The organism is Pseudoalteromonas sp. SCQQ13, from assembly GCF_015864415.1.
In the GTDB taxonomy this organism is placed as follows: domain Bacteria; phylum Pseudomonadota; class Gammaproteobacteria; order Enterobacterales; family Alteromonadaceae; genus Pseudoalteromonas; species Pseudoalteromonas nigrifaciens.
The window spans coordinates 73769-99427 of the sequence record NZ_JADYXG010000008.1 but is presented as its reverse complement, the minus strand read 5'-3'; the positions used below and the strand labels follow the sequence as shown (position 1 = coordinate 99427).

The 25659-nt window shown below is 35.2% G+C and carries 23 protein-coding genes; 4 read left to right on the top strand and 19 right to left on the bottom strand.

Translation table 11 applies throughout. The features are described 5' to 3' along the window. Positions 1-17: 17 nt before the first annotated feature. The 11 genes from I6F41_RS08405 to I6F41_RS08355 all read right to left on the bottom strand — a co-directional run bounded on the left by I6F41_RS08405 (position 18) and on the right by I6F41_RS08355 (position 12623). Positions 18-539, bottom strand: coding sequence for a polysaccharide biosynthesis/export family protein (locus tag I6F41_RS08405; protein ID WP_089368429.1), 522 nt, complete (start codon positions 537-539; stop codon positions 18-20). Beyond that, positions 536-1753 (bottom strand): outer membrane beta-barrel protein, encoded by a 1218-nt coding sequence (locus tag I6F41_RS08400; RefSeq protein WP_197108145.1) that lies wholly within the window; start codon positions 1751-1753, stop codon positions 536-538. The genes I6F41_RS08405 and I6F41_RS08400 overlap by 4 nt, the downstream gene beginning before the upstream one ends. After that, positions 1737-3140 (bottom strand): undecaprenyl-phosphate glucose phosphotransferase, encoded by a 1404-nt coding sequence (locus I6F41_RS08395; RefSeq protein ID WP_197108142.1) that lies wholly within the window; start codon positions 3138-3140, stop codon positions 1737-1739. Before I6F41_RS08395 ends, I6F41_RS08400 begins: the two co-directional genes overlap by 17 nt. 1110 nt (positions 3141-4250) lie before the next feature. Continuing rightward, entirely contained in the window at positions 4251-5207 is a 957-nt protein-coding gene (locus I6F41_RS08390) for a phosphoribosyltransferase (RefSeq protein WP_197108140.1), read from the bottom strand. A gap of 197 nt (positions 5208-5404) precedes the next feature. Then, a complete protein-coding gene (locus I6F41_RS08385) occupies positions 5405-6133 on the bottom strand; it encodes a WecB/TagA/CpsF family glycosyltransferase (protein ID WP_089368434.1) in 729 nt (242 codons plus the stop codon). A 12-nt stretch (positions 6134-6145) separates the two neighbouring features. Continuing rightward, positions 6146-6943, bottom strand: coding sequence for a glycosyltransferase family 2 protein (locus tag I6F41_RS08380; protein WP_182683396.1), 798 nt, complete (start codon positions 6941-6943; stop codon positions 6146-6148). A gap of 36 nt (positions 6944-6979) precedes the next feature. Continuing rightward, positions 6980-8167, bottom strand: coding sequence for an EpsG family protein (locus tag I6F41_RS08375; protein ID WP_182683395.1), 1188 nt, complete (start codon positions 8165-8167; stop codon positions 6980-6982). Between the two features lie 53 nt (positions 8168-8220). Further along, on the bottom strand, positions 8221-9135 hold the full coding sequence (locus I6F41_RS08370) for a glycosyltransferase family 2 protein (protein WP_089368435.1): 915 nt from the start codon (positions 9133-9135) through the stop codon (positions 8221-8223). 34 nt (positions 9136-9169) lie between these two features. After that, positions 9170-10447, bottom strand: a complete 1278-nt coding sequence (locus tag I6F41_RS08365) for a flippase (protein ID WP_011328466.1) — start codon at positions 10445-10447, stop codon at positions 9170-9172. A gap of 219 nt (positions 10448-10666) precedes the next feature. After that, positions 10667-11695 carry an acyltransferase family protein gene (locus tag I6F41_RS08360; RefSeq protein WP_179807284.1) on the bottom strand — a complete coding sequence of 343 codons (1029 nt, stop codon included), beginning with the start codon at positions 11693-11695 and terminating at the stop codon, positions 10667-10669. 61 nt (positions 11696-11756) lie between these two features. Continuing rightward, on the bottom strand, positions 11757-12623 hold the full coding sequence (locus tag I6F41_RS08355; RefSeq protein WP_197108138.1) for an ATP-grasp fold amidoligase family protein: 867 nt from the start codon (positions 12621-12623) through the stop codon (positions 11757-11759). Between the two features lie 594 nt (positions 12624-13217). On the opposite strand from I6F41_RS08355, the gene I6F41_RS08350 reads away from it, so the two are divergent. From I6F41_RS08350 to I6F41_RS08335, 4 genes are read left to right on the top strand one after another with little or no spacing between them, the layout of a single operon-like run. Next, positions 13218-13916 carry a transglutaminase-like cysteine peptidase gene (locus I6F41_RS08350; protein ID WP_089368437.1) on the top strand — a complete coding sequence of 233 codons (699 nt, stop codon included), beginning with the start codon at positions 13218-13220 and terminating at the stop codon, positions 13914-13916. Further along, on the top strand, positions 13900-15906 hold the full coding sequence (locus I6F41_RS08345; protein ID WP_197108136.1) for a bifunctional diguanylate cyclase/phosphodiesterase: 2007 nt from the start codon (positions 13900-13902) through the stop codon (positions 15904-15906). Before I6F41_RS08350 ends, I6F41_RS08345 begins: the two co-directional genes overlap by 17 nt. Positions 15907-15931: 25 nt before the next feature. Next, on the top strand, positions 15932-16474 hold the full coding sequence (locus I6F41_RS08340; RefSeq protein WP_197108134.1) for a hypothetical protein: 543 nt from the start codon (positions 15932-15934) through the stop codon (positions 16472-16474). Between the two features lie 53 nt (positions 16475-16527). After that, on the top strand, positions 16528-17853 hold the full coding sequence (locus tag I6F41_RS08335) for an O-antigen ligase family protein (RefSeq protein WP_179807286.1): 1326 nt from the start codon (positions 16528-16530) through the stop codon (positions 17851-17853). On the opposite strand, the gene I6F41_RS08330 is transcribed toward I6F41_RS08335, so the two are convergent. The 8 genes from I6F41_RS08330 to fabF are packed head-to-tail and all read right to left on the bottom strand — an operon-like array spanning position 17850 to position 25491. After that, positions 17850-19709 (bottom strand): alkaline phosphatase D family protein, encoded by a 1860-nt coding sequence (locus tag I6F41_RS08330; protein WP_197108132.1) that lies wholly within the window; start codon positions 19707-19709, stop codon positions 17850-17852. The two genes, I6F41_RS08335 and I6F41_RS08330, sit on opposite strands and share 4 nt — an antisense overlap. Positions 19710-19713: 4 nt before the next feature. Beyond that, positions 19714-20493 carry a TatD family hydrolase gene (locus tag I6F41_RS08325; RefSeq protein WP_011328476.1) on the bottom strand — a complete coding sequence of 260 codons (780 nt, stop codon included), beginning with the start codon at positions 20491-20493 and terminating at the stop codon, positions 19714-19716. Positions 20494-20502: 9 nt separating this feature from the next. Continuing rightward, on the bottom strand, positions 20503-20829 hold the full coding sequence (locus tag I6F41_RS08320; RefSeq protein WP_011328477.1) for a PilZ domain-containing protein: 327 nt from the start codon (positions 20827-20829) through the stop codon (positions 20503-20505). Between the two features lie 10 nt (positions 20830-20839). After that, a complete protein-coding gene (locus I6F41_RS08315; RefSeq protein ID WP_182683387.1) occupies positions 20840-21754 on the bottom strand; it encodes an AAA family ATPase in 915 nt (304 codons plus the stop codon). 1 nt (position 21755) lies between these two features. After that, positions 21756-22382 (bottom strand): dTMP kinase, encoded by a 627-nt coding sequence (gene tmk, locus I6F41_RS08310; protein WP_011328479.1) that lies wholly within the window; start codon positions 22380-22382, stop codon positions 21756-21758. 6 nt (positions 22383-22388) lie between these two features. Then, positions 22389-23375 carry an endolytic transglycosylase MltG gene (gene mltG / locus I6F41_RS08305; RefSeq protein ID WP_011328480.1) on the bottom strand — a complete coding sequence of 329 codons (987 nt, stop codon included), beginning with the start codon at positions 23373-23375 and terminating at the stop codon, positions 22389-22391. After that, complete coding sequence (gene pabC, locus I6F41_RS08300) at positions 23369-24193, bottom strand: aminodeoxychorismate lyase (protein ID WP_011328481.1); 825 nt, start codon at positions 24191-24193, stop codon at positions 23369-23371. The genes mltG and pabC overlap by 7 nt, the downstream gene beginning before the upstream one ends. 59 nt (positions 24194-24252) lie before the next feature. Continuing rightward, the gene (gene fabF, locus I6F41_RS08295) at positions 24253-25491 is read right to left on the bottom strand and encodes a beta-ketoacyl-ACP synthase II (RefSeq protein WP_011328482.1); all 1239 of its coding nucleotides are present in this window, start codon (positions 25489-25491) and stop codon (positions 24253-24255) included. Positions 25492-25659 lie beyond the last annotated feature (168 nt).

The following is a 25659-nucleotide window of genomic DNA, read 5'->3' as shown; positions in this document are numbered from 1 at the left end:
TCACTGCCTTTAACGGCTTAAAACAAGCGCTGTTCTATTTTAATGGTGTCGCCCGCTGCAATTTGACTGTTTAAACTGCCTCTAATTTGTTGCTCTTTGGTTTGTTCTTTAAAAATATATATTTTATCTATCGATGCTCGCTCTGTTAATCCACCGCCAAGTGCAATCGCTTGATTTACTGTCATTGCCGGCTGATAAGGGTATGCACCTGGGTTATTTACCTCACCATGAATATAAAAAGGTCGATATTGTGTAACTTGCGCATACACATTGGGGTTAACTAAATAGTCAGGCTGTAGCCCTCTTATTATTATTTGTTCAACCTGTGATGTATTTAGGCCAGCGAGTTTAACTTTTCCCAAAAAAGGGTAATTAACTTTGCCACTGTTACCTAATAACGCCGTCACATCTAAATCTGGTTGGCCAAAAACTTTTATTTCAATTTTGTCACCTGGCCCTAAAGTATAGTTTTGCGCATTTTGGCCAAAACTATTAAAACTTAATAAAAAAGCCAGGCAAACAAGCATCCAAAATTTCATCGATTAGCCTTTAAAACAAAGGTAAAATTAATCCCGACAATGACACGATCATATTCAATCGTATTTTGATTAGAGTTTTTATCTATAAAATCAACGTAACTAGATACCATCCCAAAGTTACTAACCAAATAGTTTAAACCTAGTCGAGCCGCTGTTGTTTTATCTTGTCTGCCAACATCCCCAGTGTATTGCTCATCTGCATAATTTAAACTTGCCAACGAACTAAAGTAATTACTCCAATTGTGATCCCAGGTAATGTTATAAACACTCTCTTTAATATAATCACCTGCTACTAAGGGATCTTTAGCTGAGCGGCTAGTTAAAAATTGTAACGATGAATAAGTAAGTGGTTGCCAAAGTACTGCGGCTTCCCAGCTTAAACCGGTAAAATCTTCACGTAGGTCAGAAAAAAAATCTTTGTCTTGATAACCGACTTTGAAGGTACCGGATGTTACCGCCGTTGCCTCCCACTCTATTCCCAGTAATATTTTTCTGTCATCTGAATCTCGTGAAATACCATTGGCTTGCAAAACATCATAGCGGTACTTTTCTTGTGTTAGCTCCAAAAAAGTGCGCGTTGCTGCAAGCGTATTGTAGTAACCGGTTATTCCCACTAAAGTTTTATCATAATCGCGATATTGAGATACAGGTCTAAAATTTTGGTATTTTTTATTGAAAAAACCAGCAATAAGCGCAACTTGAGCTTTAGAGCTTTTTGCGCCATATTCATAACGCGTTGTTACATTTTGCTGTTGGTACTTTACTAATTCATTAACAATATCCCCCAAACCTTCGGTTAAACCACTACCTCTGGGTTCATATAACCAATCTGCATCACCTTTAATATCGAGTCTATGCTGTTGGGTAAACTCTTTATGAACGCTCGCTGCTGTGGTCACTTGAGTGAAGTTATCTGTGGTATCTTTATTATGAAAGGACGTTATTGTTCCAACATTAAGCTTATAATTGTCTGGGCCATCTTCAATTACAGCCGAAATGTTAGGTGATATATTCCATATTAACCGCGACTCCTCATTAGTTGGTGTTCTAAAAAAGTTATTATTAGTACTCACTCCTGTTTGTAGTGTAGGCGTTATTACGGCACCATCTTTTGTAATAATACTACCTGGTTTTAGGTTAGCCGTTGCATAAGGACTGCCCCCAATACAAACAACGAGTAGGCAAGGGGCAATTGTATTAGTAGGCATTTTCATTCTTAAATCCTTTAAATATTGTTATGATTATTATTTTTATATCAAATAGTAATGACCAGTTCTTAATATAGTGTAGGTCATACTCTACACGTTTCGCCATTTTTATTAACGTATCTGTTTCACCACGCCAGCCGTTAACTTGCGCCCACCCTGTAATGCCTGGTTTGGCTTTGTGCCTAAACATATAAAACTCTACTTTTTTTCTATACTCTTCGTTGTGCGCAACCGCATGAGGTCTTGGGCCAACAATGGACATGTCACCTTCAAGTACATTTAAAAACTGAGGAAGTTCATCAAGACTCGTACGTCGTAAAAATCGGCCTAATTTTGTTATCCTCACATCATTTTTTGTAGCTTGAGTTACCACTTTGCTGTTTTCTGTTACTGCCATTGAACGGAATTTCCAAACTTTTATTTTTCGTCCATCAAGTCCGTAACGATCTTGCTTAAATATTACAGGACCAGCTGATGTTAATTTCACTGCCGCGGCAATAACTAATAGTAATGGCGAAATCAATAACAATATAATCATTGAAAACACAATATCCTCTGTACGCTTAATAAACTCATGAGCACCAATGCATGGCGACTCAAACACACTCAAAGTATCAACTTCGCCAACATGTTCAATACGCGCATGTATAAGATTAGAAAGTAAAAAGTCAGGTATTATATGCACATCAACAGTGGTATCACCCAGCTGCAATAAAATGTCTGCAATACGTTTTTCTGCTTTCATGGGAAGAGCAATATATAACACATCAACTCTGCCCTCTCTTGCTAAATCCACAGCTTTTTGTATGTTGCCTGCAACATCATGAGAGGCTAATTTACTAAATAAACGCTCTGGGTTTCTATCATCAAAAAACCCTAAAAACTTAAAGCCTAACTCATCATTCTTCTCAATTTCATCATATAAGTAAGCAGCGGTTTCTGTAGCACCAATGATGGCTACATTGCGTAAATATGAACCAAATTTACGACGATTTCGCTTATACAAGTACACAGCTAAGCGCCATAAATATAAATAAAGCATGCTTAATAAAAACCACAAGCTAATGCCAATCCGAGATAAGGATTCTGAAAACTTAAAAATAAATGATATAAAAAACAAACAAGCGAATGAAACTAATAAAGCGCCCCAAACACACAACATCATTACCCTAAACTTCCCTGCTCGCCACGATCTATAAGTGGAAAATATTTCAGCGCAATATAAGTAAATTAATGCAACACTTAGCACTGATACCATATAAAAAGAGCTTAGATTAAAGTTATAAAATAAGGCGGAGCATTGAAAAGCAAAAAACAATGCAAAAATATCGAAGAGTCTATAAAAGCAGGCATCTGACGAACCTGATAACTTAAATGTCCTTGAAGAGCTCATAACTATTAATTCCTATTAATTGGTCTCAGGTAAGAAGAAGCATCACTAGACTATGGAATTAATACTAAATTAACATCTCAAATTGCACAATTAACATACAGGCGGGTTTACTAATATACAAAAGGTTAAAGCTATTTTATTAAACATATTTCTTAAAATATAAATGTATCTAAACTACAACTCCCCATCTAAACAACAGCCCTTTTTTATGTAATCATGCTTAGATATTTAAATAAACAATGCATGAATCCATCTGGTTAATATTATGAGTAGGGTATACGTAACTTACTCTCTCAGTAAAAACTATGCCGATGAATAAAAGCTAATAGCATAATATTACAATAAATTTTGCACATTTTTGGCTCTGTTCTTGATGTGTAATTTGCCCTACAGCTATTTTTAATTATCATCTACTTAGTTTTAGCAACTACATTCATTTACTAACAACATAATAGCAACCTATTACCTTGGGGCTTAATTACTGTTTACTTGAAGGTTTTAATAGTTTTATTTATAGCCAATAAAATAAACAACTTAAAAAAACAAACACAAAATAAACAAACATAAAACAAAAACAAACATAAAAGATCGCTTTATACAGCCTGCTTATCAGTGTTTAGGTTTAAACTGCGACTATATAAAAACTACTATCAACCAAACCCTGTGAAATAGTACATTTTTACCCTAGTGTAATCCTTTAGAAAAATAATAGGCTGTACAAAAAGTAAGAGAGCAGACCGCTAACTGGTTTAGATAATAATTAATAACACAACCGAAAACACGTTATAAGTGTTTGCTTCTAAGTTTTAAATAAGCATAGTGCGTCTATTATTTGGTGGGTTTAAGGTAGCCTGGGGGAATGTTATACTACACACGGTGGCAATGACTAACCAGTAAGGCTTACACAAACGTTTGGCGTTAGTTAATAAACAAAAAACGCTAAGTACTGAAGAGCTTAAGCGCAAACAATATCAAGCCTAAATACGGTGAATACTGAAAACTTAGCTTTTATATTTTGAGTTGATGGGAGCTCTACACACTTGCAAATTAACAATAATATAAGCTAGGCTCTATTTATCTAAAGAACAAGATAAGTCTTTGTAAATAAAGTTAATATAATTTTTTAATCTGATTTTTTATGCCACGAGGTATAAACGAAGCCAACCGTTCTTTTAAGCTTGTAACTGCTTCATGCTTTAGATTATAAAAGCCGTTGTTAATTATTTGGTTACTAGCTGCACAAAAAACTGGTTTTTTAGTGAGATGATTAATTTCAATACTTTGCTTATAGTCGCTTTCAATAAAAAGCTCTGCACTACTTTTTTGATAAAATAAAGCTTTATGCTTTGCATGACTAATTTGCTTTTGTCCTCCTTCTTTACCAGGTAAATCTTGCATAATTAAATACTCGTATTCTACTTTATACTTTTTTAACCATATCTCAGTCTGTTCTCGATACTTTTCTGACCGGCTGGTAACAAGCGCATAAACTTTTCTAGAGGGTATAAATAATGGCTGTGCATTTAAAATAAACTCAATGTACTTTTCGGCATCATTAGTTTGCTCTTCAGTAGGGTCAATACACAAAACACCATCTATATCTAAACAAGCAGTCGTTAAAATTGGATGATGAAAAATGTTCCATTCAAACACCCTTGGTGATGGTAGGTACTCTAGAAAAAAATCAACATCATTTCTTTGTTTTAGCGATGAGTAAATTGCACATGTCGTAATTTTACTGTGTAAATATGTGGGAATTAAAGCCATATCAGCTTTAATCGAGTCACCTTTTGCAATACTGTCATCCACTAATAATATTTTTTGTGCGTTTTGTGGGTATTTTAAATATTGATTTTTACTTTTTCGTGTACTTCCTGTTTTGAGCTCTGAATTATTAATTAAAGAAATCAAATCCGTACAATGAATATTCAAATACAATGCCAGCATATTAGCTGGTGTTAAACCACTTCTTGGAAGGCCTACAATTAAATCAAAGTTTAAACTCTGTATTTTAGGCAAGTGTTCTTTTATATCCTGACTTAAATGACAATAACTTTTATAATTCATTAGAATCACCCTCCCTTAAAAACATTTTACCTAACATACTAAAATTATTATTAATTACATTGCTTTTATTAAGGTTAGTACAATTTATCGCAATAATGTAGATCTCACGTCAAAAATAGCCATCAAATTGTTATTATATCTTTGATTTAAGCGTTAGCTTCACGCTAATAGAAATTAACTTTTACCACTCCCTTTAATTACAAAACTCTTTTAGTACTGGAGCGATATACATTTAAAAAAAACAATGGGATCCCGACAACATAACGAGAAAATAACCTTTTAGGCTCTAGAGCAAATCTGTATAGCCACTCAAAACCAAGCTTTCTAAATATCGTCGGTGCGCGCTTTACCCTACCCGCTTGAAAATCCAATATTGCACCACCACATATTATTATCATTTTATTTTTGCTCTGTAGTTTTAGTTGTGTAGCTATCAGCTCTTGCTTAGGCATACCCATAGCAAGAACGACTACGTTAAGACTCTCAGTTTGATACTGTAAATTGTGCTCAAGATAACAGTCGACATCTTTAAACCCATTTAAACTATAATATTGGGAGGTGTTAAAAAGCGAGGTTGCACCTATATCTAACCAAGGTTGCTGAGTACCGTACGCAAAAAGGGTCATTTCCTTGTTAGATAAATATAATTGCGAGATTAATCGCGGAATAAAGTCTGTACCATTTAAGTTAGATTGAGGGTCAATATTGTTGTACAAGCACGCTAATTCAACCCCTTTACCGTCTCTGAATAAATAATCTAAATCGAAAAAGTTAGCTTTTATAGCATCACTACTACTTATTAAGTTATATGCATACTGATTTAAAAAACCGATCGAAATTGCTTTATCCGTATTTGTGATACGCTCTAAAATACTGGCTAAAGATACCTCATTGACTAAAGTTAATGACTTTAAGATAGGGTCCATCGCTTTAAGCTCCTATTTTATTACTTTAAAGTCAGCAAACTTTATTTTTCTTTGTGAATAATAAAAAATACCAACCATAAGCTTTCGCAAATAGTGATAGTAAAGAGCAGTACTTTTTAGTTTGTGGTTATTTAATACCGCGAAAGAGCCTTGAAAATACTTATATCTAAATTCTGGTAATGGATCACGATGGCCAATAGCTGCAGAGTTCATAAAAAATATAACCTTACTAATAAGTGAAGCTTTTATTGCAAAGTCCAAATCTTCACCTCCATTATTTTTAGCGCCGACGCCAAAGTTTTCATCAAACAGCCCTACTTCATTAAATACTTTAGATGCATAAAATGTAGTGTTAGATGATGCGTATCGTATTAAGTTTGACGAATTATGTTCATTAGAAGTAAAGGGGCTAATACTTGGTGCTGATGAAAATTGAGTATAAAACAATTCAAATCGACTGAGTGCTTGTAGTTCATTAAAGCTATTCCAAAACCCTTCTGGGTACCAACAGTCATCATCTGGGCAGGACACGAAATCAAAATTATTCAATGAATACCGACTGTTCACTTCTTTAATAAGCTTATTTCTGGCCTTTGATAACGACACAATATGACTTTGACTAATTGTGATTAGCGTATAGTTACTAGCTAGCCCAAGTAAACACTCTTCACTGTAGCCATCTGCACTTTGTAATAGTACATAGTGTACAAATTGAATGTTTCTTACACTATTTATCGATAATATTAGTCTTTTTAAGTCTTTGATATTTTCGTCATTACATATACATGTTGTTAGTAATAAAATTTTCATTACAATCCCTATAAGTAGTTATTACATAATATGAAGTTAAAATTTTATAAAGAAATAATGGTGGAACATTCCGTTAAAATCGAAATCAGAAATATAAATTCTGTACCACAAAAATAAAATAAACGCGATTAAAGATAATGAAAAAAACAGTAGCTTTAGCCTGACAACACGTAGTATTAAAGAAAATATATATACCAAGCCAATCCATCTAAAATAATCAAAGTAGGCATAATAGCGTAGCTGTAAGAAGTTTGTTGTATGCATAAAACAAATTAATACGATAATACCTATATAATAAAACCACACCTTATCAAATGTCGATTTACGCCTAACCATATAGGCGAATATAGAAAGCAGTACGATAGCAACATCTAAAAGCTTAAATAGTATTCCTGAACCTCTATCATCTAATTCTTCATAATTGGTAAATGTGGCGTAATAAACTAAAAGGTATAATATTGATATTGCCGCAGAGCCCATAACGACATATAAAATTTTGTATCTATTACTTCTTTCATCAGAGGCCGTAACATAATAAACAACAAAATAAATTGCACAAACAACCACGGCTGCATTATGTGTTAATGATGCGATGACACCAAAAAAAATGGCGAAGCGTATTTTGTCAAAATATAAAAAAAATAGAGTAATAATTAAGAAAGAACCTGAGCAATAATGCCGTATCATGTTAAACATGTTTGTAAATTTCATTGAATAAAAAATAAAAAACATCAGCGCTAACGCAATTAACACCTCACTAAATTTAGCTGAATCTAATATCTTGTAAATAACAATACATGCTGGTAAATAGATAAATAACGTAATCGTATACGTATAAAATATATAATTGCCATTCGTTAATTTTGAAAAGAAGTAAGAATAGCCATGATAAATCGGCTCCGATATTTTCGGTTGTACCAAAAAGCCATCATTAATAAAAATTGCATAATCTTCATCAAAAATACTCAAAAAACCATATTGATAATTATTGAATGCAAACCATTGGGTTGAATACCAGCCTAAGTCATTGCCTATTCCTAAAAAATCGCCAAATGCCCATGCTTCTTTGTGTAAATTCATATTGCAAAAAAGCAAAATAAAGCTAATAAAAAAAACGTAAAGCCACTCAGATCTTTTAGTTGTTAAATACGTGAATAAAGCAAAAATTCCTATATAAAAAGGCGCTAGCAGTGAAACTAATGATACAAAAACAAGAATCAACATTGTTCTATTTAACAGAAAAGTTTTATTGTGATAGATCAAAATAAAGCTTCCTTTTACTTTGAGTAATATTGATATTTCATCCCAAACTTTACGAGTAACTTAAATGATTCATAAAGTTGTTCGCTTGTTCTTGAGCGCCATACTATTTTTGTGAACAAAAATTTAAATAAAGAGAAATTGCGCCCATGTTCAAGCCAGTAATTATGATAGTCAATTGTGCTCCACCTATAATTCAAATCGTTTTGCTCTGAAGCTGACAACGTGACCTTATTACTTAGCTCTTTTTCTAATTTACACCTGAGCTGTACGCCTGCTATTGGTCGAGTACCTGTGGTAATACTCGCTCCATTGTGGATTGTATGCACAAAGACATTTTCAGCAAATACGCACACACTATAATTTTGAATAAAGGCCTTTAACATTAAGGTATGATCTTGTAAGTAAGGTGTATCATAAAACCCACCTATGGCTTCTAAAACACTTTTTTTAATCATTATCATTGAAGTATAACAACTCCCAGATAGCAAAAAGGTCTTAGCGTCATGGCCTACAAACTTATCATCGTTTGCTAAAACACCTTTACCATTTTCTTCTACTTGCATATGGCTACAACAGACAGCAGGCTGCTCTTGTTGGTGTTTAAAAAAGTTAAGTTTTTCGAGTAATTTCCCATCTATAAAAAAATCATCATCGTCTAAAAAAGTTACATACTCGCCATTGGCTTGCTTAATACCAATGTTTCTGGCAATCCCTGCTCCTGAGTTTTTTTCTAATGGTATGTATTTTATTTTTTTAGAGACAATTAAATCCTCTAAAATAGACTCTGTATTTAGCTGATGCTCTGACCCTTTACCATTATCATCAACAACTATTACCTCACAAAGTGAGTTTATAAGTGCACTTTGTATTGCATTTCTTATTTTTGTGACTCTTCCATAAGTAGGAATAATGATGCTTAACTCAACCATTTAGCTTAATCCTTTTAATTTTTATAAATGAAATTTAGCATAACCAAGTTTTTAACTTTGTTATTTTATATACATCAATCGACATCCAAATATTCCACAGCACTAGACTCATGCTTACAGCTAAAGCCGCCCCAATTGCTTGATAGATAGGCACTAAAATAAATAACAACAACACGTTTATTAATAATGTAGCCAACAATGCTTTTAATGAACGTTTTTCATTTCCTGTCATATTCAGCACTAAACCAACAGAGCCAAAACAAATATTAATTATTTGGCCAATACATAAAATAATAAGAATTGGATGGGAAGCCAGATATTGCTCTCCAAAAAGTATTCTTATAAACCAATCCCCAAAAAAAATTAAAACAACCGCTATTGGTATTGAAAAAGTGGCGCTTAACTTTACACTTTTAGTTAGTAAAGCCTGTGTTGACTGTATATCGCCACTTCTATACAACCTAGCAACTTTAGGGCCTATAATATTGTTTACCGCTGCAAACCCTAAGGTAACTAATGTCACCCCTTGTAAAGCTACCTTAAAAGAAGCGACAGACTCTTTATCATCAAAGTAGCCTAAAAATACGTTTGCAAGCTGTGCATTCATGGTGCTAATAAATATCATTAGCGTAAACGGGAGTAATGCAATATGCCATTTTTTAAAATAGTAAGTAGGTTTAACATGGTTAAGGTTATTCGATCGCTCTTTAAATATTAGCCCTAAGCCTAATAACAGCGTTAATGCCGATGTTATTAACTGTACTTTTATAAGCAGTAAACTGGTGAACTCAGTTTTTGATACAATAAAATATAAGTAAACTAAAATGGCTAAAAATGGCATCAAAATAAACTCTGGAAATAAGCCTAGAATTGGTTTTCTAAAACCGTTTAAAATAGCTCCCTGTTTTGCAGAAAAGCTTTTTATAGGGATCAAAAAAATTGCAAACCAAAGTAAACTAGCAGTCTGGGAACTTATTAAGCCTAAATATAAAATAAGCATGGTCGTAAGCATCACAAGCGCAGAAATACTGATAATGAATGCCGATGACCACCTGAGTAACCCCTTTAATTCTCCCCATTTACCTTCCAATTCAGCATGTGCAATTTCACGGATCAATAATTGTGGTAAACCTGCTATAACAGGTATTGTGACTATGGCAATAATTGATAAAACATAGGTATATAAGCCATATTGCTCAGGTCCTAAATAACGGGCAAGTATTACGCCTGCTATAACGGATAAAGCACGGCTTATCATTTGTAAACCGGCTGTGCCTAAAAACTTATTTAAAATAGCTGGCGATTGGCTCAAAAAACTTACCTTGTAATAATAGAGTCATATTTATAACTTCAATAAATCAAAATTTTAAAATTCAATAACTAAATAAATTAACTGACTGACTGTTTTGGATTTATAAAGATCTCAGTGTAGTAACCATATTAGTAATGTGTACTGCTTTATTAAAATTCACTAATCACTGCTACGTAAAAAATGCGCACATAATTAGTACTCATATACAAACATCGTTTCCTATGTCGACTTTTGTGCATATTTAACAGTACTTTTTTGCCCTAAAAAAATTCGTGATGCGTAATTACTTTTTGATAATACAATTTCAACTGCAATCGGACCAAAGATCCCAAAGAACATGCCAAATACAATATTAAGCTCTGTCGATTGCACACCTAAATAAACTAGTAACATTCTAGATAAAACCAAAAAGTAAACATGGTATAAGTATATTGAAAATGAATATTTACCAATAAACACAAGGGGTATAATCTTTATTTTTGCAAAGTAAAATAATGAACAACCAACAAAGCCAGTTACTAGCCCCATTAGGCTGTTTCTTTCAAAGTTACTCTGGCTTTGTAGTTGTAAAAATTTATACAACATAAGGCCAGCAAACAAAGTTAATAATATTGTAACTAACTTTATATTTAGCTTTTCTTCGCTGTGTCTTTTTGAGCTAAGTAAGCACCCTAACGAGAAGAAAGGTAATAAAAAGAAAAATCCAGATAATGAAAAAAAATAAATTTCTGTAGGCATAAATACGCATAAAATAATCCCCGTAAATAGCGCAAATATGTATTTATTTTGAGTTGTAGTTTTTATAAATGATGATAAACCATAAAATAAAAACACCAAAAACATTGCTTGTAAAAACCAAAAATGAAATTTACTTTCCCATATCACGCTAAAGTAATAAGTAATATTGGTTATTTCTATTTTTTGATTTGCTCCTAAAGTATGTGCCTGAATAAATAGATAAATTGGGCCTACAAAAATTAGAGGAATGATTAGTCTAAAGTACTTTCCTTTTAACATAGAAAAAAATTGCTCTGATGTCACTCCTCTAAAAGAGAAAATAACGCCGCCTAAAAATGCAAATAATGGCATTCTGACATTTTCTAACATTAAGTTAAAAAAATAAAAGTCGTTATTTTCGGGTAACTTTAAACCTGATATATTTGGTTCACCTATTAAGTGATTAAGTACTAATAATAAACAAGCCCACCCTCTGAGTGTTTCTAGGCTGAGAATTTTTTTTATTTTCATCTTCACTCCCTTAAAGTAAAAGCGTGAACCATTTATTAAATATACTTATTCTCTTAATTTATTAACCATTGTTTTTAAAAGCTAATTTCATTTTACTTGCTAACTCCCTATCAAACTTTTCAGGCAAGAATTTAATGTACCCATTCCCAGGAGTAAACGTTAATTCACCAAAATATATTTTATCTTGAATATAGAGATCAACTCTTACAAAAGAAAATGAGCTACTCAATGCTTCTACAATTACAACTGCCTCTGCAAAATTTTTTGGTTTGAGTTCAACTTCTCCAATATCACATCCAGCCCTTAAGATTGGAAGTGGTTGCCATAATCTTGAATAGTAGTTGTGCGTTTGCTTATTGCTTGTCCTTTGTGAAATTACCTGTACAAATTCAATTACGCCCTCTATACAATAAAATTTATAGTCTTTTAGGCCATCTGTTGATTCAATAAACTCTTCACAAATAACTAGCTGCTCAACGTTTTTATACTGTTTTTCTTTACTTATTGCATAAAAATCAGACTTTAGCCATTGTGTAATTAATTGGCGAATTTCAGCATTACAATGATCATTTTTATTATTGATAACAAGATTATAGCCACTACCGTTATTTAGTTTTATGACAAATTTATCTGGCATTTCGGTTAAATTAAAATCTTCAGCTACGGTACAAGTTTTTAGTAAGGTTGGAAGGTATTTTTCACCGCATTTATCAGCGACAAATGCTCTAACTTTATATTTATCCACAAAAATAGAAAAATCAGTTAGTTTCTTACTTAGTTTCCACGAGAAAATCCTATCGCTAAAAGTAAGCACTTTCTTTTTTGAATAAAATTTACGGTGAAGCTTTAAATATTCATATCGAATATATATAGAGTCAGGTATCAATACCTTTAATTTATTTTTCAACAGTTTCAAAAATAAACCCATCCGTTGACTCTCTTAAATTTACTAAACGTAAAATAATTTTTCTAACTCCAAAATTGGAGCTACCATCAAACTCACTTGGTTTAAAATAGAACAATTCATCTTATAATAGATCAACTTATAAGATTAAACTTTTAATTTACTTAGTAAAACAGATCTCAAAAAACTCATAAACATTGTATTTTCATGTGCACCGAGATTGTGTTTAATATTGAGCCTCTCATGTATTACTTAAGCTTTAAGTAATTAATATATATGGTTTATCAATGGTATAACTTAACAATGTAGTGTATTTGCTACATAGCACTTTATATCAATTGCCATACAATTTAATAAAGTCAAAATTTAGTGCCAATTTTTATTATATCCAACGAGCAATCTTTAAAACTTTTAACGCATATGTTGGGGTCACTAATCGCGATTACGTACATTTAAAGTACAAAACAACGCAATTCAATAAACATTAAACCACACCTTTTAATTAGTCAATGCTAACAAATTGTTTCATTAAAACTTATTTAACCTACTTTATTGCTAGTTTCGGTTTTAATGCTAATAATATAATAAGTGTCGCATCTAAATTTTAAGGAACTACTTGTGCGTTTGGGGTGCTGCATTGTTATCTTGTTATCTTTTTATGTTTACTCACAAGACACAATCAATTACTTGCGTAATAGCGAAATAATTGAACGTGCAAAACAACATTATGGTAAAGATGGACATAATCGCATAAAGCAATGGCTTAGGTTTATTGATGCATCGATTGATAAGAATGAATGGCGGCAGGTACATCTGGTTAATAATTTTTTTAATGAACATATAAAATACAAAACAGATAATGAGCTTTGGAATAAAAATGATTATTGGGCTACACCAATAGAAAGCTTGGGTGTAGGTATGGGGGATTGTGAGGATTACGTTATAGCTAAATACTTTACTTTAATTGCGCTTGGTATTCCTGAAGAAAAAATAAGGTTTATGTATGTGCGTCAACACACCATTAATCAGCCCCACATGGTACTGATATACTTTCCTGAAGCTGACCAAATTCCTTTTGTTTTGGGTAACTTTAATACCCAGTTACTCCCCGCAAATAAACGTCACGATTTAACACCTATATACAGTTTTAATGGCCAAGGTTTATGGTTAGCCAAAGCAAAAGGGCTTGGTAATAAAGTTAAAAATAGTAGCGGTGTGTCGGCTTGGGATACTATGCTAAAAAGAATTGAAAAAGGTGAGCTTGCACTCGTAAATGGAATTGATACAGGAGATGAAAATAATGTATCACCCTTTTAAACAAGGTATGAGTCTTAAAATACAGATCTACGGGCTAATAATTTGTATTTCCATTTTATCTTTTTTTGTAAGAATTATTATTGATGTAGATACAACCCGAGACTATTTACAAACACAAATGGCAAGCCATGCAAAAGACACAGCTACAAGCCTAGGACTTTCTATCTCCCCTTATTTGGATACAGATGGACTCATAATAGGGCAAACTATGGCAACCGCAATATTTGATTCTGGTTATTATAGTAAAATACGCTTTATTAATACGAAACATGAAACGCTATTCTCATTAGAAAACCCTACCCATGTAGATTCTGTGCCTCATTGGTTTACAAACACTGTAAAATTAAGCGCGCCTACAATGCAATCTGAAATAAATACGGGTTGGATCATTGCTGGTACACTTGAAGTTACCAGCCACTTAGGAGAGTCATATTTAACTTTATGGCTGCACACAAAGCGTAGCTTTTATAGTTCGCTCATATTATTAATTGCTTCACTGCTGATCACTTATTTTATTTTACAAACAATATTCAAACCTTTAAAAGCAGTTGAGAAGCAAGCACTGCTTGTTACTCGCAAACGCTTTACACTCAATAATAAAGTGCCGTTAGCCCACGAATTGCGCATAGTAACCAAAGCAATTAATAATATGGTGCTTAATTTGCAAAGTACATTCGACTCTTTAGCTAAACAAACCCAAGCACTAACAAACGCCGTGTATAGTGATCCACTAACAGGGTTAGGTAATCGCAAATCTTTTGAAAACTATTTTAACGCCGTTACCCACTCCATTACCTCTGAGCGTCCAATGACAGCAACAATGGTCACACTTCCCTCGCTAGTAAACATTAATCGAACACTTAGCTATCAAAGGGGTGATGAGTATGTGACTGACGTTGCTAAAATATTAAAACTCTCTTTAGCTGAACTAAATAATTATAGGTTATGCCGAATAAATGGCAGTACTTTTGTTTTTATTGCGCCATACGATATTACTTTTTTATATAATTTACACGCTAACCTTATTGACCTGTTTAGCCAAAAACAGCACAGCTCACATAATAATGGTTATGCCCGCTTAGCTTCTATAAGTGTTGAAAAAAGCTTAACACTGAGTCATTTACTTTCGTCATTAGATACAAAATGTACTATTGGGGAAAGTACGATTGACGCTAACATTGATAATAAAATAGTCTTTAGTGTTGAAGAGTGGCAAAAAATAATTCAGAGCATAATTAACTCTGGGGAAGTGAGCTTTTCAGTACAGCCTGTGAAAAAAAGTAATACCGAGTTTACACAGTCCTACTTTGAAGTATTTGCGCACTTTATCTATAACAATGAAAAAATAAACAATAGTCACTTATTCGCTATGGCCGAAAAGTTAAATTTGACAGAAGAACTGGATAAAAAATTAATCCGTGATTTTATTAATATTAAAATGCAATATCCAGAGGATAAATTCGCATTAAATATAAGTAAGTCCTCGTTATATTCACCGGAGTTTATACAATGGCTAGGTGCGTTTTCTCAACACTACCCCTGCCTCAAAAACAATCTTATTTTTGAGCTTCATGAATTGAGCTTACTAAGTAATATACGCGTTGCTGCACTTCATATTGATGTGATAAAAGAGGTTGGTATTAGTGTGTGTGTAGAGCACTTTGGCACCAGTTTAACCTCTTTTAAGTATTTACATGGTCTTGATATTGAGTATGTGAAAATTGACGGTAGCTACATTCAAGATTTAATTGATAATCCGCAAAGTCGCTTTTATATTCAAACTGTAAATAATATTTGTCATGGCTTTGGCATAAAAGTCTTAGCGTGTTTAATTGAAAAGCCCGAAACATTAAACATACTCGAAAGCTTAGGTTGTGATGGTGTTCAAGGGAATTTAATTTGCTCCGCCTCACAAGTAATCAACATTATTGATGAAAACACAAATAAAAAGTTTACTTTTCATCCAAATGTATTAGAATTTTGTAAGTAGCCTATTTTTTAAACAAGGGTCGATCATGAAATCAATTATCTTATTTGGACTAATAGTAGGGCTGTGTGTATTTTATGTACCGCAAACTTATGCACAAACTAATACATCAAAATCTGTTCAGTCTGCAGGGATAGACAACTTGATTTCGATTTTAAGTAATGCACCAATAAATGTATCTCCTGAGCAACTGCAACAAGACTTAGTTGCCGCCATTAAAATTATTTGTAAAAACAATATAAAAAACCAACTAGACAAAACCTTGCCACGAGGCAATTGTAGTAACGCTCAGGTTGATCAAATGATTACTGCCGTTATTGCTGCTTTTGGTGTAGACAGCCCTATGGTTGCTACTTTATTAGCCGCACTTTCTGCATACGGAGTAGATTCAGACACTATTACACTTGCTGCAATTAATGCGGGCATAGATGCTACTATTGCTTCACAAGCCACGGCAGCAGGCCCTATCCAAGCACAACCTAATCCTCCTATTAGCTTACCTGTATTGCCTACACCTCCTGGAACGGGTGGTACTGGTGGTGATGCTGGTATATCTGAAGTTGGTAACTAACTTTATTAAATATAAATGCAGCCTTAGCGCTGCGTTTATATTTTGAGATGGCTGTGAATCGCTTTATATTTTTTGTTATATGTTTAATTATTTTTTTACTCCCCCTACCCCTTGGCAGTTACCGCCCATGGGCAATATTAGCTATAGGCGTGCTGATTAGCTTTACGTTTTTATTGCATTTATTTAATAGTGCTATTAAAAATAAACAACTGCTTTATCCTCCTTTATACTCTTGGCCTATATTTATTGCTCTTGGCGTTGTTGTTTTAGTTTGCACAATACAGCTATTTAGTATAAGTGTTGATCCGTTTCAAACTCAGCAAATGTTAATTAAAACCTGGTTTATGCTATTATTTTGCTGGTTAATTTTTATTTACTGTAACCACTCCCTACGAATTAAAAAACTAGTTTACACTGTTATTTTTGCTGGGGTTTTTCAGGCCTTATATGCAAGTTATTTAAGCTTATCACCCGATATTATTAGCCCATTATTTAGTTATAAACATACCGATCGTGCTATTGGTACTTTTACTTATTCTAACTTTTTAGCCAACTATTTAGCGCTGTGCTTATGCTTAGGCATAGGTGTGTTGATCAGTGAGTTAAAACGCTCTGCTAACGACAATACACAATCACTCGCACAAACATTACGTGACTGGGCTGGTATATTATTAAGCTCTAAAATTGTATTACGCGTATCATTAATTATTATTATTGTTGCCTTAATATTAACTCGCAGCCGCATGGGTAACTCGGCATTTTTTATCGCTTTAATGGTTATGAGCTTATTGGCTTTATTTATTTACAGACAAAAGCCCAAAGCGTTTAAACACCTTATTATTAGCTTTTTTATTATCGATTTAATTATTATTGGTGCAATATTTGACGTTGAAAAAGTAAAACAGCGTATTAGCGAAACCAGTATACACTCAGAAACGCGTGACGAAGTGGTACGCGACTCTATACCACTTATATTAGATAAACCATTGCTGGGATCAGGTGGGGGTACTTTTTACACTGCTTTCCCTGCGTATCAATCAGAGCCCTTTTCTGGCTACTACGATAATGCGCATAACGATTATATACAATTTGCTGTGGAGCTAGGTATACCGGCAACATTAGCACTTGGTTTGCTGATACTTTATTGTTTATGGCTCTGTATTGCGACCATGCGCCAACGAAAAACCGCACTTTATCAAGGAGTAGCATTTGGCTGTGCAGTAGCTATTATTACTATGCTACTGCATTCTTTAGTCGACTATTCGCTGCAAGCAGGCGCTAATTCAATGCTGTTTATGGCTATTTTATGCTTAGCTATTTTAACTAATAAATTACCTGCGCCTAAAACTATAAAAAAAAGACGTAATCAAGCCGACTAGTGCTGTGCTAAATCAAACTCTGTTAAGTGACCGTCGCCATGAATAAGCTGATAGCGGGCCAAATTACCTTGCTCTAGCGTTATTAAGCTAATAGCTGAATCGCTCACTAAATACTTTTGCCCATCGCCTTTGGTTTGGTGTTTATCAACCTCCATATGCCAACGTTTAGTAAAGAAATTCAGCGGACTTTTCGGGCTATATAAAATTGAATCGAGTTTATCGAGTATATTTATTAATTTACGCGGAAATTCATTTTTTATACCACTGGCAGTCAGCTGCCACACTCTATTAGGATGATCGCCAAAACGTTTTTGCACCGAAAAACAAAAGGAGTAATGTACATCACCAGATAAAATTAGCGTTTCGTTTGGGGTATCGTCTCTTCTAAAAGTATCGAGCAATTTTCTTGCCGAGCCTTCGTGAGCCATCCAGTTCTCTACGTCTACCGTGAGCGGTTGGCCGCACATATTAAATAGCGCTTGAATAGCTTCAATCGATTTAACGCCAAATACTGGCGCGGGCGATACAATAATAACTTGATCATGGCTCAATAAGCTCTGCTCAAGATCAGTAAGTCGCTCCCAATCAAGTAGACCAGAGGGCTCATTAAAATTTTGCTCATTACGCCAACGATGTGTGCGAGTGTCGAGCACCACCACTTTAGGAACCGTTGTCAGTTCATAATGCCAATGACTAAATTCTGTTAGTGTTTTATCAAATGTTTTAAATTGCCAAATATTACTACTCGCTAAGCTGTGCTTAAACGCAGCGATTAATGTGCCCGTTTTAGTGAGTGCATCATTTCCCATCCCTTGAAACAACCAGTAACTAATTAAACCATTGCTTACAATACGTTTACTCACTGGGTTTTGACTAATCGCTTGCTCCCATCCAGCTGTCAGGTTCCAGTCATCGGTTACATCATGATCGTCAAATATCATTAATGTAGATACATTGGCAAACAACCGCTCTACATCACTCAATCCTTTTGTATAATCAATCAGTGCTGATTTTTCGGCGTTAAAAATAGTCTTGTTTTGCTCGTTTTGACCTGCATACGTTATGCTTTGTATATCTACACATTGCCAAGCGGCAACACTAAAATTTAATAAATAAAGTGCTATATATTCTTCAAAGTGAATAAGGTGATTGTGGGCTTTTACACTTGAAAAGTGAGGTTCATCTTTTTTCAGCCAGTAACTAACACCTAACTTTGAGCGTTTTTGCCAAGGTGTTTTTGGTAAGAACAAATGGCGATTATAAAGCTGCTCATTTATATCGTTCGGTAGCTCAACTGTAAGTGGTTGCTCTTTATAAATACCTAAGGCTTCAATTAACTGATGAATGGCTAATAACATAGGTCCTGCTACGTCATCGGCATAAACCTGATCACCGCTCAGTAATAGCAATTGTGCACCTTGGTTGTTATTACCGCGCTGAGTATTTTGCCAATGACTTGCACAGACTAAACTGTCTTTTGCGGGATGATGTGCATTACGACATGATCCGTGCAAAATATCACTGAGTTTATTGGGAATTACAAATGCAGGTGTTGCTTGATTGCTATAGCACCAAGGCGATAAATCAATTGGGGTATCGTCAACTATAAGTTCGTAGCTTAATAAGCTGTCAGTAGGAAACTTATGATTTATTGGCTTTATAATGACGAAATGCAGATATAAGTGCTCGCCGAGAGAAACGCTGTGCTGATCGCTGTAACATTCATAATTTAACAGTTCAATGCGACAGTTTACAGGCTTAGAGGTAGCAAACTGAATGCATACACTGGTTTGCTCTGCACGGCGCACCATAGGCCCCATTAATAAAATAGGAAGTTGCGCCGTGTGAGTTTTCATGTATTTAGCCTTTGGCTGCTAATTTAAATAAAGAGTAAAAGTTCTCTGTAGTCGCTTTTGCCAGCTCGTTAAAGCTAATTCCCTTTAATTCACTAATGTAATAAGCCACATCTTCTACATATGCTGGCTGATTAGTTTTTCCGCGATATGGTACTGGTGCTAAATATGGAGAGTCGGTTTCTATTAACAAGCGATCGAGCGGTATTTGCTTTACCACTTCTTTTAACTCTACGGCATTTTTGAAGGTAACAATGCCCGAAATCGAAATATAAAAGCCCATATCAATGGCTTTTTTAGCCATATCCCAATCTTCAGTAAAACAATGTAGTACACCACCGCAATTTTCGGCGTTATGCTGTTTCATTAAATTAATGGTATCGCTACGAGCGTCACGAGTATGAATAATTAATGGCTTTTGTAGTTGATTTGCTACTTCTATATGACCAACAAAGCTTGCCTGTTGTACGGCATGCGTGTCTTTTGCGTAGTAGTAATCAAGTCCTGTTTCACCAATGGCGACGACTTTATCGTGCGACGCTAAATCGATTAATTGTTGCTTATTAAGCGCATCTTTTTGATCAAGTGGATGTACGCCACACGAAGCTGACACATCATCATAATGCTTAATTTTATCAAGCATATTCGGGAATTGATCAAGTGTTACGCTTACACATAAAAAGTGTTCAACCTTTTTTGCACGCGCTTTATCAAGCACTTGGTCAAGGTTTAAATCGAGCTTATCAAAATCAAGGCGGTCTAAATGGCAATGAGAATCTACAATCATGGTACTACTTTACATGGTATAAGTTGGATTACCGGAGTTTAACATAGTCCCCAGTAGTTTTTCGATCTTGGCGTTTAGGTTTGTTTTATCATCTAAAAAACTAATACCTATGCCAGGCGGGTTAGAGCTTTGCGCTCCTTGTGGTGTGATCCACGACACTTTCCCGGTCACAACGTCATCCTCTAACGCATCTGGAAGGGTAACTCGTAAAGCGAGTGAATGCCCTACTTCGTAACGCATATTAGTGCGTACAAATAAGCCACCTTTTTTTAAATAAGGCATATAACAGCAATATAATTCATCTAAATCGTCTATATCTACTAATAGCTCTTGCATGCTCAGTCCTTTAATTATTTCGCAGTACGGACGCTAATCTCGATACTGCTAGCGGTAAATTTAGCCCGAGTATTTTGGTATTATTTTGTAAAAACTCGTTTAGAGCATGTTGCACATTTTGATAAGCGTCAAAGCTCATGCCTTGCATAAGCTGTTGTTTTAATTGCTCGCTTAAAAACAACGTAAATATACGAATAAGCTCAGGCTGTTTATTTATTATTGCTATTAACTCAGTAAAATTATGACTTTGTTTAAACTCAGTTGCAAATTTATAAAGTGTATTTATATTTTTTAGCTGATTTTGCTCTTGCCAGTATTTAACTTGCAGTGGTTGGCTGTAAAACAGCGGCAACCAGGTGTAATTAGTTATTTCTAGCGATTCTAACCATTGCTGAGCAAGTGCTAAGTTTGTTACTTTTACATCCGTTTTTGCACAGCGACTTAAAACAGTGGCTGGCAATTGTGTAGCTTGACTGGTTGTGAGAATTAAAAACCGGCTTTGACTTGGCTCTTCTAGCGTTTTTAATAACGCATTTGCAGCAGCGGTAGTCATTTTTTCGCAGTTTTCGATAATAGCGACTTTATTACCATTTTGCGCTGCCGAATGATGCATAAAATCACTAATACCACGTATATCGTCTACGCCAATACTCTGCCCATCAACTTGCGTTAAGCGCTTATCAGGGTGAGTACCTGCCTTTATTAATAAACAACTTTTACACTGTCCACAAGCTGATAATACACTTTTTTTTGCCGCAACTTGCTCGGCTATATTGTTGCACAACAATGCATTTGCTAACTGGTTTGCAAAAGCAAACTTGCCAACACCAATAGGACCACTAAACAACTGCGCATGATGAAAGCGCTGTGCTTTAAAACTTTGTGTTAAGCGTTGCTCTATATCGTGTAGCCAAGGCAGTCTCATATTATTTTTGCTCTGCAAAAAATGTGCGTAATACATTCGTTATATCACGATGTACGTGCTCAATGCTTTGGTTTGCGTCAACAGTTTTAATGGAGTTGTCGTCATTAGCAAGTTCTAAATAACGCATCCGTGTACGCTGAAAAAACTCAATCGCTTCTTGTTCTATTCTATCTAATTCGCCTCGACCTTTAGCGCGTTCAAGGCCAATAACCGGATCAATATCTAAGTAAATGGTTAAATCGGGTTTTAGCCCTTTTAATACCATGGAAGAAAGTGATGCAAGTGTATTAGCACTAATACCACGCCCACCACCCTGATACGCCTGCGATGACAAGTCATGACGATCGGCAAGTACCCATTGCCCTTGCTCAAGTGCTGGGTTAATAACATTATGCATTAGCTGCGAGCGTGCAGCGTACATAATTAATAACTCAGTTTCGAACGCTATTTCTTCGTCATGTTGTGCTTTTACTAATGTACGTAACGACTCAGCAAGCGGCGTACCACCGGGTTCACGCACATTAATAAAATCAATTTTTTTGCTGTTTAAAAACGACTGGCACAAAGCAATAGCGGTAGATTTACCGGCCCCTTCTAACCCTTCGATTACTATAAATTTAGGTTTCATAAAAAATTAGTTCTTTTTGTTTAATATATACGTTTTAACTGCCGCATTGTGTTGCTTCAATGTGGTTGAAAATTGATGACTGCCATCACCTTTTGAAACAAAGTAAACATACTCAGTTGTGGGTGGATTAACCGCGGCTAAAATAGCTGCCTTTGATGGCATGGCAATGGGTGTTGGCGGCAGGCCATTAATACGATAGGTGTTATAGGGCGTGTAGTTACGCAAGTCTTTGCGTTTAATATCGCCGTCAAAGCTCTCCCCAATGCCGTAAATTACGGTTGGATCTGTTTGTAGACGCATATTAGTATTTAGTCTGTTTACAAATGCAGAGGCGATTAATGGCCGCTCACTGGCAAGGCCCGTTTCTTTTTCAATAATGGAGGCCATTATCAGTGCTTCGTACGCTGTTTTATAGGGTAAATTTTGTGCACGCTGCTGCCAAGCAGTATCAAGGGTTTGCTGCATTTTTTGGGCGGCGCGTTTTAGCACACTGCTAATTGTGTCGTTATTATGATAGTGATAGGTTTCGGGAAATAACCAGCCTTCTAAGTGCATATCACTGCCAAGTATTTGCTGACTTAGTTGCTGCTCTTTTAAATCATTTTTTAAGTTATTGGCATTTTTAATAGCGGCTAATACTTCGCGCAGCGCTTGGCCTTCAATAATTGTAAAACTAAAGCTAACTTGTTGGCCATTATTTATTTTTTTTATATTGCTAATAACACTATCACTATTAAGTGCGTAAAGCCCCGTTTTTAAATCTGTGAGTGTTGGGTCTAGTTTAGCAAGTAATTGGTAACGCCAGCAGTTTTCTACCCAGTTATTGGCTTGCCATTGCTTACATAACTGATTAAAGCCAGTACCTTTTTTCACTTCAAATTGGGTGTTATTCGCTACTTTTAATGGGCTATGGAGCGTTGCTTGTAATTGCTGATAACCAAAAACACTGGTAATTATAGCTAATAATAATACCGATAAAGTAACTTTTAACACTTAGCCTCCTTGGCTAATAATTTATTTAATAATAACTGGCTATGCACAATATCAAAGCTACGCTGCTCAAGACGATTAATAGGCACTACGCCCATTAAGCTATTACAGATAAAAACCGCATCTGCTTCAAGCAAGTCTGCAATACTTACGCACTTAAAATCAACGGCTAATTTATCACATAATGATTGTAGATAAACCCCCTTTATCCCGCACTCATTAAGGCTTGGGGTAAATAATTTATTTTGCTTAATAGCAATAATATTTGCTGCAGAGGCTTCTATCACATTGTTGTTATAATCAAGTACAAGCACATCGTCACAAGGTTGCGTTTGCAGCGCTTTTTTTATTAATACTTGTTCAAGGCGGTTTAGTGTTTTGAGCCCTGCAAGCAAGGGTTGTGCGGCTAGTTTAATGGGGCTGATGTTAAGGCTTATACCCTCATTTACCAGTCTGCTGTAATTTTGAGGATACTCTAAAACACTCAATAACACGGTTACATTACAGGTTTGCGGCAAACCATAACCGCGCCCTCCTTCGCCTCGCGTTATTACAATTTTAAGCACACACAACGTATGCTCCGCTATACTTTTAGCTATGTGAGCTTCAAGTTCAGCAATATCTACTAATGGAAAACCAAGTCGTGCAGCACATTCAATTAAACGTGCTTTATGATGTGACCAATGCTCTACTTGCCCATTTACTACTTTTGCAGTTGTAAAAAAGCCATCACCATAATTTAAGCCACGATCGTACGCGCTTATAGTGCTGTTTTTAACTGTTGTAATAATAGTTTGTGTGTTTTTTTGTGTTTTTTGCATATAAAAAAAGCCCAGTTAAACAACTGAGCTCTTATAGTCTGGTCTGTTGTTAAAAAAGATTATACCTTTTTAAACAGTAACGAGCCATTAGTACCACCAAAGCCAAACGAGTTACATAGTGCAAACTCTAATTTTGCATCTCGGGCAGTGTGCGGTACATAGTCTAAATCGCACCCTTCATCTGGGTTATCAAGATTAATTGTTGGGGTAACTTTTTGATCGGTTAACGACAATATTGAAATAATCGACTCAACCGAACCAGCAGCACCTAATAAGTGACCCATCATAGATTTAGATGAACTCACCATTACGTCTTTTGCTGCACTGCCAAAAACACTTTTAACGGCCGAGGTTTCTGCTTTGTCGCCTGCATGAGTCGATGTACCATGTGCGTTAATGTAACCAATTTGGTCCGCATTTACTTGCGCATCGTTTAGCGCATTTTCCATCGCTAATGCTGCGCCTGCACCATCTTCTGGTGGTGAAGTCATATGAAATGCATCACCACTCATACCAAAACCAACTAGTTCTGCGTAAATTTTTGCACCACGTGCTTTTGCGTGTTCGTATTCTTCAACAACCACAACACCCGCACCATCTGATAATACAAAACCATCGCGGTCTTTATCCCAAGGACGCGAAGCCGCTTGTGGATCATCGTTGCGTGTTGAAAGTGCACGAGCAGCATTAAAGCCCCCCATACCAATTGGTGTACAGGCTTTTTCAGCACCGCCAGCTACCATAGCATCTGCATCGCCATACGCTATCATACGAGCAGCATGGCCAATATTATGCAAACCCGTAGTACAGGCTGTAACAATAGAAATATTAGGGCCACGTAGTCCATTCATTATTGATAAATGACCAGAAATCATATTAATAATGGTAGAAGGTACATAAAATGGGGATAACTTACGCGGTCCACTATTAAGTAGTTTTATATGGTTTTCTTCAATAAGCGTTAAACCACCAATACCTGAACCCACTGCTACGCCAATACGCGTCGCGTTTTGTTCAGTTACTTCAAGGCCTGAATCTTTAAATGCTTGGATCCCCGCGGCAATGCCGTATTGAATAAATAAATCCATTTTTTTAGCATCTTTTGCTGGCATATAAGCCGATGCATCAAAATCATTGATTAGACCCGCGAAATGCGTACCAAATTTTGATGTATCAAAGTGTGTGATAGTTTGAATACCACTTTTGCCATCTAATAAGCCCTGCCAGGTTGATTGCACATCATTACCTAGCGGCGTCAACATTCCTAAGCCAGTTACGACAACTCGACGTTTAGCCACGGTTTGCCTCCAATAAGGTGTTTTATAAGGGGATAATAATACCCAAGCAACTTCAAAGTACTCGTCTCAAATTAGATTTAAAACGCATAATACCAATAAAATCAGTGTAAATTAGATTGATGTTTAGCTTTGCTTTGAATCATATACTTTGAAGTGGTTTGGATATAG